The organism is Gottschalkia acidurici 9a, from assembly GCF_000299355.1.
GTDB classification, from domain to species: Bacteria; Bacillota; Clostridia; order Tissierellales; family Gottschalkiaceae; genus Gottschalkia; species Gottschalkia acidurici.
Genome location: NC_018664.1, coordinates 336,033 through 349,076, shown reverse-complemented (window position 1 = coordinate 349,076; position 13,044 = coordinate 336,033). Strand labels below are relative to the sequence as shown.

The window sequence follows — 13,044 nt, the reverse complement described above, 5'->3', positions numbered from 1 at the left end:
TATGGTTACAATTTGATAATTAGAGCGTATTTTAAACTTTGTCATTATATTTTTCTACTTATAGTTTATCAGATATGGTTACAATTTTCACTGTATATATAAAAAATTACCCTACTAAATTCTCTCTATAAGACATATATTATTGTCTTCTTTATTTAGTAGGGTTTCTTATTGTAATACAAATACATTTTTATTTAGTTTTTCGAAATACAGTTCTATAGAAGTTCTCTCCTAATTCAGTATTTTCTTCAAGCTTCAGATCATGTTTATCACATAATTTTTTTATATCGTCATTAGATAGTCTTTCCTCCAATGGAGGTCCAAAATCTGTTTTTTGTTTCTTAAATTCTATTATTAAAAACTTTCCATCTGGCTTTAATATTCTATTTACTTCACTTATTATATTATCTTTTTCATCTATCTCATGTAAAACAGTTACCATTATAACTATATCACTTGACTGATCATCTAGCTTTATTCTATTTTCATTTACATCTTGCTTTATTATATCTATGTTTTTAATATTTCTCTCTTTAATTCTTTCTTCTTGAATCTCTATCATAATATCTGACATCTCTACAGAGTATATTTTACTATTTTCATATTTACTAGCCTCAAATAAAAATAATCCTGTTCCTGAACCTATATCACATAGCGTCATATTATCAGAAAAACCTACAGCTTCTAAATTACCTCTTGGATCTAATTCTCTTGTTCTAGTTTCTGATTCAAATTTATTAATCTTGCTATTTTTAATATCTTTCATATCTATACACCTCACTATACTTGTAAAATTATTAAGTTAATTATATCATACGTTCTTTGAAAAGTACTCAATCCAACCTTCTACAGTAGTGAACTCATGATCAGAAACTATATACATTGGAGTTATGTCTTCCGGCTTTATATCGTGAAATACTAATACTTCCTCGTCATAGTCTTCAACTCTATCTTTTCTTAGCTTTAAGTTATCTAAAAAACTAAGTGATGTTTCCCAATATCTCTTACACATATTTTCTCCATTTTTATCTAGATAATCTTTGGCACAATTAAATATTTCTACATCTTTTAATATAAATGGCTCATATATTTTATTTGCTAAGCTTTCATTCGCAATCCAACATCTTTCAGGATTAATTTTCAAACCCAATATAACGCTATGGGAATGCCAGTCATGATCTTTAGGATAATTCATAGTTGCATATATTGCATGTTCTCTTTTTACCCAGTCAGGTATATCTACCTTTTTATGATTATCTATATATTTATGAAAGTCTAAGTATTTGCTTAAATATGTTGATTTATCATTATATTTTATTCCATTTTCCAATATTTCTTTTAAATCCGTAATTGGTGCTACATGGTATATATTTCTTGTATCCTCATAATCTGAAAAAAACACTTATTATCACCCTTTTTCCATTTATTATAATAATATTTTTATATTTTCTGGTTAAAATATTTTCTATAAGAAGTTATAATCCTTGTCAGTCGCTAATTATCCAAAGAATAAGCAACTTCTACAATTTTAGAAAATCACTAAAATTGGTTCACTGCTTATAGTATGTTTAATTAATTAGAACTTAATTCAAATATCATTATAAACAAAATTATTTGGCTTGAGTTTTACTTGATGGAGGTGATGGTTTTCAATATAAATTGTACCGATAACTGCTTACACCAAGATGATGGTGTATGTATGCTAAATCATATCACGTCCTCTAGTGGAGATACTTCTAGTAAATGTCCTTACTTTAGGGATAAAGAAAAAAGTGAAGAATATAAAGATAAAGAAAAAGCTTTTAAACTACTAGATTTGTGGTAGTTTAAAAGCTTTCAATTTTTATTTTATTAAATTAATGTTTTACTACATAAGCATTTTTAAAGCTCATATCCGCTCCTGCAGCATGTCTTTCTACACCTTTTACATAATCTTTTTGAAGATATAGTTTAGTTGCTTGATAAAGTGGGAATATTGGTAAATCCTTAGCTAGTAATTTCTCAGCCTCAATCATAGTATTCACTCTTTCATCTCCACTACTTTCTATAGCCTTTTTAACTAAAGCATCATATTCTTGACTTGAATAAGAAGCATAGTTGTTTCCTCCGCCTGTAACAAATAGACTTATAAACGTCATTGGATCATCATAGTCCGCACCCCAACCTGACATAGTCATTGAGAAGTCTTTTCTTATATATCTATCTAATCTTAATTTAAACGATACAGTTTCTATTTTAACTTCTACCCCTAATGCTTGCTTCCACATTTGTTGTAATGCTTGAGCTTCTTTTATAGCATTTGGTTTATCTTCTGTTAAGTAGCTAATATTTTTTTCTAATTCTTCTTTAGTTACACCTAATTCTTTTAATCCTTTTTCAAATGATTCTTTAGCTTTTTTAGCATTATAATTATAATCTTTTAATGCATTACCACGAACTTCCCCAAACATTTCTCCCTGTTTAGATTGAATACTATCTGGTACTAGTCCTTGTGAAACTATTGAACCATCTCTTCGAACATTATCAACAAGTGACTTTTTATCTATAGAAAGAGCAAATGCTTCTCTTATATTTTTGTTAGCCATATATTTGTTTTCTAGATTATATTGCATATACCATGTTACTGAATCTGGCTCTATTAGATAATCTGGGCTATCTTTATATTTATCTACAAGTACAGGCGGAACTCTCATTACGTCTAACTCGTCTGTATCATAAAGATTAGCCATACCATTAGCATCTGTTATCATATCGCCTTCTATTCTTTCAAGTTTAACATTAGCAGCATCCCAGTATTTTGGATTTTTCTCTAATGTTAACTTTTGTTCTTTAGTCCATTCTTTAATTACAAATGGACCTGAGTATACCATTTTATCTGGTTCTGATGCAAATTTATCTCCAAAGTTTTCCACAGCAGCTTTTTGCACTGGTAAGAAAGTTATATATGAAGTTAAGTTTAAGAAAAATGGTGTTGGTCTTTCAAGTGTTACTTCTAATGTCTTTTCATCTAGTGCTTTTACTCCTACCTGACTAGCATCTGGTGTTTTTCCTGTATTAAAGTCTTCTCCACCTTTAATATGGTAGAATAGATCAGCATATTGTGATGCTACTTTTGGATCTAATGCTCTCTTCCAAGCAAATTCAAAGTCTCCTGCAGTTATTGGAGTTCCGTCTGACCACTGTGCGTCTCTTAAAGTAAATGTGTAAACAGTTTCATCTTCATTTACCTTCCAACTTTTAGCTAAACCTGATCCTTGTTTGATTTTTCCGTCTTTATCCACTCTTACAAGACCTTCATAGATGTTGTTTAATATCCATCCTGATACTTGGTCTGTAGAAATTTGTGGGTCTAAACTTGGTGGTTCAGTCTCCCAGTTTACTTTAACTACTTGTTCCTCTGCTAATTCAGTCTCTACTTTAGATGGATTTTTATCACCAGTTCCGTTATCTTTACCCCCACATCCTGTTAATACCATAGAAAGTGATAGAACAGAAACTAGCCCTAGTGATAGAAGCTTTTTAAATTTCATCTTTTTATATACCTCCCATTTTTTATTTAAAGACTTAGTTTTATTTAAGCCTAAATAACTATAATATATGACATGCTACAAAATGATCTGGCGAAACTTCTCTAAGCTTTGGTGTTTCTTTACCACAAATATCTTTAACATACTTACATCTTGTTTTAAATTTACATCCTTCTGGAGGATTAATTGGGCTTGGTACATCTCCTTCTAGCATTATCCTACTTCTACTTCTCTCCACTTCTGGATCTGGTATAGGTACCGCAGATAATAATGCTTGTGTATAAGGATGTTTTGGATTATCATAAAGCTCATTACTAGATGCAAGCTCTACTATATTACCAAGATACATTACTGCAATTCTGTCTGAAATATGTTTAACCATACTTAAGTCATGGGCTATAAATATATATGTTAGTCCAAACTCTTTTTGTAAGTCTTCTAATAAGTTAACAACCTGTGCTTGTATAGAAACATCTAGCGCAGATATAGGCTCATCACAAACTATAAGTTTTGGTTCTATGGCTAATGCTCTTGCTATACCTATACGTTGTCTTTGTCCTCCACTGAATTCATGTGGATATCTATTCGCATGCTCCCTATTTAATCCAACCAATTCTAATAGTTCGTATATCTTCTTTTGTCTGGCCTCACCGGAGTATAATTTATGAATATCTATTCCTTCTCCTATGATGTCTGTTACAGTCATTCTTGGATTAAGTGACGCATAAGGATCCTGAAATATCATTTGAACTTCTCTTGTAAATTGTTTTTTCTCTGCTCTACTTAACCTACTAGTACTTTTTCCATCAAATATTACTTCTCCCTCAGTAGGTTCATAAAGACCTATGATAGTTCTTCCCGCTGTAGATTTTCCACATCCTGACTCACCTACAAGTCCTAGTGTTTCCCCTTCTTTAATTTGTAGGTTTATACCATCTACTGCTTTTAGTATCTGACCTTTGCCTACATTGAAGTGTTTCTTTAGATTCTTAATATCTATTAATATTTTTTCTTTATTTTTCATCTTTATGGCCTCCTTTGGTTATAGGGTTTGTCACCTTAGGGGCTAATTCATGTTTTAACCAACAATTTACATGATGGGTATCTGTAATTTTAGTTTGTTCAGGATAAGCATCTATACATACTTTCATAGCATGTTCACATCTAGACGCAAATGGACATCCTTTAGGTGGTGCTATTAAATCTGGAGGAGTTCCCTCTATTGGTATAAGTCTCTCTCCCTCTTCAGTATCTAGTCTAGGAACTGATTTTAATAGTCCCCAAGTATATGGATGCTGTGGGTTATAGAACAATTCATTTACAGTTCCTGTTTCTATAATAACACCTGCATACATAACTACTACTCTATCTGCTATATCGGCAACTACTCCTAAATCATGAGTAATCATTATTATAGAAGTATCTAATTTTTCCTGTAAATCTCTCATAAGATCAATAATTTGAGCTTGAATAGTAACATCCAATGCCGTTGTTGGCTCGTCCGCTATAAGAAGTTTGGGATTACAAGCTAGTGCTATAGCTATCATAGCTCTTTGTCTCATACCCCCACTAAACTCATGAGGATATTGCTCTACACGTTTTTCTGGTGTAGGTAGTCCTACTAGTCGTAACATTTCTATGGCTTTTTCTTTGGCCTCTTTCTTTGACATGTCCTGATGTTTCATAAGAACTTCCATTATCTGTTTTCCAATTTTCATCGTAGGATTTAGAGATGTCATTGGATCTTGGAATATCATACTTATATCCTTACCTCGTATTGATTCCATTGCTTTATCTGTAAGTTTAGTTAAATCTTTTCCTTCAAACTCTATAGAACCACTTTTTATTTTTCCTGGAGGCATAGGTATAAGTCTCATTATAGTTTGAGCTGTTACCGATTTCCCACAACCTGATTCTCCTACTATAGCTAGAGTTTCTCCTTTATTTACATAAAAGCTTGTTCCTCTAACTGACTGTACCTCGCCAGCATAAGTTTCAAAAGATACTGCTAAATCTTTAACATCTAGTAACTTTTTATCCATAATTTTTCTTCTCCCTACTTTCTAAGCTTAGGATCTAGAGCATCCCTAATTCCGTCTCCTAGTACATTAAATACAAGCATAGTTAAACTTATTAACAATGCTGGAAAAACTATTTGATAAGGATACATTGTAAGTGCTAATGTTCCCTCGTTAGCTAATGTTCCCCAGCTTGCAAGTGGCGCTGGTACTCCAAGTCCTATATAACTTAAGAATGCTTCTGTAAAGATAGCATCTGGAACTTGGAAAGTTAAGTTTATTATTATAGGTCCCATAGCATTTGGTATTAAGTGCTTAAATATAATTCTCCATGAACTTGCTCCTAATGTTTGAGACGCTAATACATATTCTGTTTGTTTTAACTGTAATACTTGTCCTCTAACTAGACGTGCCATTCCACCCCATCCAGTTATTGATATTGCAATTATTATTGTAGCTAATCCTTGTCCCATTATAAGCATTAATAAAATAACCCATAAAAGTGATGGTATTGAGTAAATTATTTCTACTATACGCATCATTACGATGTCTACATATCCACCACGATATCCTGCTATTCCTCCATATATGATTCCTATGGTAACATTTATTACTGCTGCTACAAGTCCTATAAATAGTGATATTTTAGCCCCTTCCCAGCATCTTACGAAAAGGTCTCTTCCCAGTGAATCAGTTCCAAACCAATGAACTGAATTTGGTGCTTGATTTATAACCATAAAATCTTGATAGTCATAAGCAAACGGTCTAATTTTAGATCCGATAAGTGCCATAACAACTATACCAATTAATAGTGCTAAAGACACTATTGCTAATTTATTTTCTTTTAATCTTCTCCAGGCATCTGCCCAATAAGTTAAACTTGCTCTAACTATTTTTTGAGAATCCTTGATATCTTTTTCAACTGGTTTAAACATATCTTCAGTCAAATTCATATTAGAAATCTTTTCCACCATTTTCACCTGCTTTCCATTACTTATCTAGTTTAATTCTAGGGTCTACCAATCCATAGACTATATCTATTACATACATCATCACTACTAGTATTGTTGAGTAGAATACAGTTGTTCCTAATATAAGCGTATAGTCATTCTGCTGAATACTTTGAACATAGTATTTACCTATTCCAGGAATTGCGAATATTGATTCAATTACGAATGATCCTACAACCACTCCTGCTATAAGTGCTCCAAGTATAGTTATGATAGGTAATATTGCATTTCTGATAGTATGTTTTATTATTATGCTACTTTGCGAAAGACCTTTAGCTTTGGCAGTTTTTATATAATCTTGCCCTAAAACATCAAGCATACTAGTTCTCATCATTCTAGCTATATATGCTACCATACTAAATCCTAATGCCATTACAGGTAATACATAGTGTGCTATTGTTCCCCATCTAGCAACCGGGAACCATCCTAGCTTATTTCCAAACCAGTATTGAAATAGTGCTGCGAACACGAAACTGGGTACGGATACCCCTATAACTGCAAGAATTATTATAAAGTAATCAAACTTTTTCCCTCTATTAAGTGCTGCTATTATACCGCCTACAACTCCTAAACCTGCTCCAACAACTGCTGACACAACTCCTAATTTAGCCGATACAGGAAATCCAGTTGTGAGTATACTTGTTACAGATCTTGACTTATACTTCATTGAATCTCCTAAGTCACCTTGTAGTAAATTTTTTAAGTAAATACCATACTGAACTATAAGTGGCTTATCTAACCCATATTTAGCCTCTAAATTCGCCATTATCTCTGGTGGTATCTTTTTCTGGTCTGTAAAAGGATCACCAGGTATTGAGTGCATTAGAAAAAAAGTTATAGTTATAATAACCCATATTGTTAGTAAAGATATTACGCCTCTTTTAAGAGAATACTTTAACACATTGAAACACCTCCAAGTCTTTTTTTATATTTTTTCATATTTATATGTCTTTTTCATATCATAAAAGTTAAAAAATGACATTTAAATCATACAGATAAATTTAGAACATACTAAGTTTAATGATATAATATTGATAATTGCCAGTCAATCTTTTTTTAGCTTTTAAAAATTTCCTTATGTTAACTACTGAATATTTACTCATATTTTTAGTATATTTTATCGTTTTTTGTCGTTTGATATAGTTTTTTATATATTTGATGACATAATGTCGTTAATATTTTCTCAATATTACTTATAATAATTCATCAATTGATATACGATAATAAGATTTTATTTACTTTTTTAGGATTAGCCTTTCCTTTAGTTTCTTTCATTACTTGTCCTATTAAAAATCCCAATACTCTTTCTTTTCCATTCCTGTATTCTTCTACTGATTGTTCATTTTCTAAAACAATTGCTTTTACTATATCTTTTAGTTTTTCCTCATCATTTATTTGAGATAATCCTAGTCGATTTATTATTTCTCTTGGCTTTTTATTTTCTTCAAACATTACTTTTAAGACCTTTTTACCTGCGTTATTACTGATCTCTCTATTATTAACCATATTTATAAGTTCCGCTAAGTCTTCTGGCTTAAATTTTACATCCAAAACGTCTATATTGTCTTCATTTAGTCTTCTAATTACATCTCCCATTATCCAATTGCTCGTACTCTTAGGGTCATTTGTATATTTATTCGTGCTTTCAAATAGTACAGATAAATATTTATTATTAGTTAATATTTCAGAATCGTATTCTGGAAGATTGTAATATTTAATAAAACGCTCTTTTTTTTCCCAGCTAAACTCTGGTAACTTCTTTCTTATATTAGATATTAATTCTTTATCTACCAATACTTCTTTTATATCACCCTCATGGAAGTACATATAGTTTTCTACACTATCTTTTTTTCTCATTAAATAAGTTTTGCTTTCACCTTCATCCCATCTTCTAGTTTCTTTATTTCCTATTTCTCCGTTTTTCAATAAAAGCGTATGCCTATTTATCTCATATTCTGTGGCTCTTATTATAGATCTAAAAGAGTTCAAATTTTTGAGTTCTGATATTTCAGTCTTTTTATTAGTATTTTTATCTATGAGATTAATATTTACATCACATCTAAGTGATCCCTCTTCCATCTTACAGTCAGATATTTCAGTATACTCTATTATTGACTTTAATTTATTTAGAAAAAGTTGTAACTCTTTAGAAGAATTTATATCTGGTTCAGTTACTACTTCTATAAGGGGAACTCCACTTCTGTTATAATCTAAGTATAAGTTTCCCTTTTCATCATATATTGTTTTTCCTGTATCTTCCTCTATATGTATTCTCTTTATTCTTATTTTTTTATCTATGTCTTCACTATTTAGTTCTATGTATCCATCTTTGCATAATGGGTTAAAGTATTGAGTAGTTTGAAATCCTTTTACTAAGTCTGGATAAAAGTAATTTTTTCTATCCATATCTATTTTTTCTGATATGTTGCAATTCAAGGCTAATCCTGCCATTATACCATACTCTACTACTTTCTTATTGAGCATGGGAAGTATCCCAGGTAACCCTAGACATACTGGACAAGTCTGAGTATTTGGCTCTCTTCCAAATTCAGTAGAGCATCTACAAAATATCTTACTTTTAGTTTTTAGCTCTATATGTATTTCAAGACCTATTAATACTTCATAACTCATTATTTTTCATCCTCTCTTCTTTATGGTAAGCTTAATATATCTTAGCTATTGAAATTCTTCGTGAAGAGCTTATCGCATAAGTAAGCTATTCTTAATATTTCTTTTTCTCTAAATTTATCGCCTGTTATCTGCATACTCACATCTCCACATGGAATAGATATTGTCGGTATTCCTGATAGACTCGTATAGTTCATATTATCACCAGGACATACAATTACATCTATTTTATTGAATATATTATAAATTTCTTTCGTTATCATATTTTTTAATTTAATAGCCCTATCGTAATAATCATTATTATTACATGAACTCAAAAAGTAAGTTCCTAATAATATATTTTTTTTAACTTCATTACTTAACCCTTCACTTCTAGTCTTTATTATTAAATCATCTATAGATTCATAGCTCTCTGTCCTAGTTCCGTATCTTATACCATCAAATCTAGATAAATTTGAGCTTGCCTCTGCACTTGATATTATCTTACATAATTGTTCTGAGTATTCTATATATGGTAGTGATATTTCTTCTATTTTTGCCCCTAACTTCTCTAGATTTTGTACAATATTTAATACTTTTTCTTTTTTCTTATTGCCTATCTCACTATCAAAATATTCTTTAGGTAATCCTATCTTCATATTCTCTATTTTTTTTAGTGAATCTTCAGAAAACAAGCTTATATAATCTATTTTTTCTGTTTTTATTGAAGTTGAGTCTAACTCATCATATCCTGATAATATATCTAGAACTAACCCTAAATCCTTTACATCTTTAGTTTTAGTCATTATATAGTCTAATGTGTTAGAGTAAGGGACTACTCCATACCTAGAGATAAGTCCATATGTGGGTCTGAACCAATAACCTGAGGCATCAGCTATAGACCCATCTGTAAATGAGCCTATAAAAAGTGGAGTTTGACTAGAGTTAATACTATATTTAGAAATATCACGAGCTGAACTCCCATGTGATGGTATGTCAAATTCATTCATATTAGTTTTTCCTATTATTATTGCACCTTGATTTTTTAATCTTTTAACTAATGTAGCATCATAAGGTGATATAAAATTTCTTAGCAGTTTAGATCCACAAGTTAATTTCATACCTTTTACTGATATATTGTCTTTTATAGATACTGGTATTCCTTCTAGTAGTCCTATGTTTTCCCTATTTTTTATTTTCATATCGGACTTTTTAGCATTTGATATTGCTTCTTGTTTATTTATTGTAATAAACTCTTTAGTTCTATCATTATTTACCTCAATCTTAGATAAATAATGTTTTACTATTTCTACTGAGGATACTTCTCTTTTCATAAGTTTTTCTTTTAAATTATATATAGTACTATTCATCAAGGTATCCAATTTATTACTCCTTTCTTGCTAGAACCTTAATATATCCATTCTCTACATCTATAGTATTGGATAAAATATCTTCTCTTTTCATTGATTCTAAAACTTTATCTTCTCTTAGAAATTCTTCCATATTTCCGCTATTATTAAATCTGTCATTACAATCTTCTATTTTTTTATCTAGATCAATTTCCTTGATTTTATCAATATTCTTTAAAAGATCATTGAAATCTTTATAATATTCTTCTAATTCTGTTTCATTTAACTCTAGTTTAGCAACTTGAGCTAAATTTTTTATATCTTCTTTAGTCATATTAGAAGTGGTTACTCCTTTCACATATCTATTGAATTTCACTTATTATCTGTTTTAGCTCATCATTTTGAATTATTCTAATTCCTAACTCAACAGCTTTCTCAGCCTTAGATCCTGGATTTTCTCCTACTATAACTATATCTGTCTTTTTACTTACACTGCCTGTTACTTTGCCTCCTAATCTTGTTACTATTTCACCTGCTTCTGTCCTACTAATACCATCCAATGTTCCTGTTATTACTACTGTTTTTCCATTAAATATACTATCCTCTCTTATTATTTCAGTCTCTTCATGGCTAATCTTCAAGCCCTCAGACAATAGTTTCTCTATACTTTCATGTATCTTATCATCGTGGAAAAATTCTACTATACTTTCTGCTACTATATCGCCTATATCCGGTATTTGTATAAGTTCCTCATGTTCTGCATTCATAACATTTTCTAATGACTTAAAATTATTAGCTAGTTCAGTAGCTGTTTTCTTACCTACATTCGGTATTCCTAGTGAATATATAAATGAATCCAATGCACAGTCTTTACTTTTTTCTATAGCATATAATAGGTTTTGAGCTTTTTTAGGTCCAAATCTTTCTAAGTTGATTAAATCTTCATATTTTAATTCATAAAGATCCGATATATTTTTCAACTCTAGCTCTTCAAATAGTTGATTAGCTGTTTTTTCACTAAATCCTTCTATATTCATAGCGTCCCTACTAGCGAAGTGTACTAGTCTAGATACTAATTGTGGCTTACATGATAATGAATTTGAGCAAAACAAATGGACTCCTTCATGTTGAAGTTCACTTTCACAGTAAGGACAATGTTCTGGTTTTATTATTTCTTCATGTTTTTCACAATCTTCTACTGCTCCCATTATTTCAGGTATAACATCATTTGATCTTCTTATCCAAACTCTACAACCTAAAGCTACCTTTTTTCTTTGTATATCGTCCCAATTATTTAATGTAGCTCTTTTTACAGTAACTCCACCTATATCCACAGGTTCTAAAAGAGCTGTAGGAGTTACCTTCCCTGTTCTTCCTACGTTCCAATCAATTCCTAGCAATTTAGTAGTTACTTCTTCCGCCTCAAATTTATATGCAATTGCCCATCTTGGGAATCTTTGAGTATATCCTAATATTTCTCTAGTTCTTATATCATTTATCTTTATAACTATCCCATCAGTTAGTACATCTAGTTTATTTATGTTTTCCTTTATCCCTTCAATTTCTTTTATAACTTCTTCTATGCTAGAATACGCTTTCAAATAATCATTAACAGGAAATTTATTTTCCTTTAAAAAGTTCATCATATTTATATGACTATCAAATCTTATATTGTCTGAATAGCCAACATTATAAATATAAGATATAAGATGTCTTTCTCTCGTTACTTTTGGATCTAAATTTCTTAATGCTCCAGCAGCTGCATTTCTAGCATTTTTTAAAGGCTCAAGTGCCTTTTCATTATACTTTTCTAGCGCTGATAAAGGCATCAATCCTTCACCTTGAACTTCTATGGTTCCATCTTTATACGGTATACTTAGTGGAATATTTCTTATAGTTTTTATTTGGGGAAGTATGGCCTCTCCCTCTATTCCATTTCCTCTAGTAGCTCCTTGTATTAGTTCACCATTTTCATATGTAAGGTTTATAGTAAGTCCATCAAACTTATATTCCATAACATATGTTGGATATGGTATCTGCTCTCCATACTCCAAATTATATTGGTCTATAAGCTTTTTTACCCTATTATCCCAGCTTCTAAGTTCTTCCACGCTCTGACTCTTATCTAAACTCCAAAGACTGCCTAAGTGTCTATGCTTGATAAATTTATCTAAAACTTCTCCCCCAACTCTTTGCGTTGGAGAATCAGAAAGTACAGTGGCTGTCTCCTTTTCTAACATGACCAATTCGTCATATATTTTATCATATTCCTTGTCACTAACTTTTGGGTTATCTAATGTGTAATATTGGTAGTTTAAATCATTTAATATTTCGATTAATTCTCTCATCCTAGATATCTTAGTATCCATTTCTATCTCCTCTTTATCTATTATCTTTTTTATAATCTCATATAAAGTATAAGGAAGAATCTTAAGTAGCCTTATAAGTTCATGAACGCTAGAAGTTCACTGATTCTAAAAAATAATAAAACTAATCGTACACTCAAGATTCTTCCTTCATTTATAATAATAAC

At 30.7% G+C, this 13,044-nt stretch carries 12 protein-coding genes; 1 reads left to right on the top strand and 11 read right to left on the bottom strand.

The window, feature by feature from the left end; translation table 11 throughout:
* Positions 1-190: 190 nt before the first annotated feature.
* Positions 191-766 (bottom strand): class I SAM-dependent methyltransferase, encoded by a 576-nt coding sequence (locus CURI_RS01610; protein ID WP_014966539.1) that lies wholly within the window; start codon positions 764-766, stop codon positions 191-193.
* Positions 767-811: 45 nt separating this feature from the next.
* Positions 812-1,402 (bottom strand): hypothetical protein, encoded by a 591-nt coding sequence (locus CURI_RS01605; protein WP_014966538.1) that lies wholly within the window; start codon positions 1,400-1,402, stop codon positions 812-814.
* A 240-nt stretch (positions 1,403-1,642) separates the two neighbouring features.
* Here CURI_RS01605 and CURI_RS01600 point away from each other — a divergent pair, with 240 nt between their 5' ends.
* Positions 1,643-1,825: a hypothetical protein gene (locus CURI_RS01600; RefSeq protein ID WP_041701363.1), complete on the top strand. Its 183-nt coding sequence runs from the start codon at positions 1,643-1,645 to the stop codon at positions 1,823-1,825.
* A 31-nt stretch (positions 1,826-1,856) separates the two neighbouring features.
* Here CURI_RS01600 and CURI_RS01595 read toward each other — a convergent pair whose 3' ends face one another.
* From CURI_RS01595 to ligA, 9 genes are all read right to left on the bottom strand, one after another.
* A complete protein-coding gene (locus tag CURI_RS01595; protein ID WP_014966537.1) occupies positions 1,857-3,530 on the bottom strand; it encodes a peptide ABC transporter substrate-binding protein in 1,674 nt (557 codons plus the stop codon).
* A gap of 58 nt (positions 3,531-3,588) precedes the next feature.
* A complete protein-coding gene (locus CURI_RS01590; protein ID WP_014966536.1) occupies positions 3,589-4,551 on the bottom strand; it encodes an ABC transporter ATP-binding protein in 963 nt (320 codons plus the stop codon).
* Positions 4,541-5,569, bottom strand: a complete 1,029-nt coding sequence (locus CURI_RS01585; RefSeq protein ID WP_014966535.1) for an ABC transporter ATP-binding protein — start codon at positions 5,567-5,569, stop codon at positions 4,541-4,543. Before CURI_RS01585 ends, CURI_RS01590 begins: the two co-directional genes overlap by 11 nt.
* 14 nt (positions 5,570-5,583) lie before the next feature.
* Positions 5,584-6,519 (bottom strand): ABC transporter permease, encoded by a 936-nt coding sequence (locus tag CURI_RS01580; RefSeq protein ID WP_420805139.1) that lies wholly within the window; start codon positions 6,517-6,519, stop codon positions 5,584-5,586.
* Positions 6,520-6,535: 16 nt separating this feature from the next.
* Positions 6,536-7,456, bottom strand: a complete 921-nt coding sequence (locus tag CURI_RS01575; RefSeq protein ID WP_014966533.1) for an ABC transporter permease — start codon at positions 7,454-7,456, stop codon at positions 6,536-6,538.
* 305 nt (positions 7,457-7,761) lie between these two features.
* Positions 7,762-9,186: an Asp-tRNA(Asn)/Glu-tRNA(Gln) amidotransferase subunit GatB gene (gatB, locus tag CURI_RS01570; protein ID WP_014966532.1), complete on the bottom strand. Its 1,425-nt coding sequence runs from the start codon at positions 9,184-9,186 to the stop codon at positions 7,762-7,764.
* Positions 9,187-9,227: 41 nt separating this feature from the next.
* Positions 9,228-10,544: an amidase family protein gene (locus CURI_RS01565; RefSeq protein ID WP_014966531.1), complete on the bottom strand. Its 1,317-nt coding sequence runs from the start codon at positions 10,542-10,544 to the stop codon at positions 9,228-9,230.
* 4 nt (positions 10,545-10,548) lie between these two features.
* Positions 10,549-10,845 carry an Asp-tRNA(Asn)/Glu-tRNA(Gln) amidotransferase subunit GatC gene (gatC, locus tag CURI_RS01560; protein ID WP_041701361.1) on the bottom strand — a complete coding sequence of 99 codons (297 nt, stop codon included), beginning with the start codon at positions 10,843-10,845 and terminating at the stop codon, positions 10,549-10,551.
* A 28-nt stretch (positions 10,846-10,873) separates the two neighbouring features.
* Complete coding sequence (gene ligA / locus CURI_RS01555) at positions 10,874-12,880, bottom strand: NAD-dependent DNA ligase LigA (protein WP_014966529.1); 2,007 nt, start codon at positions 12,878-12,880, stop codon at positions 10,874-10,876.
* Positions 12,881-13,044 lie beyond the last annotated feature (164 nt).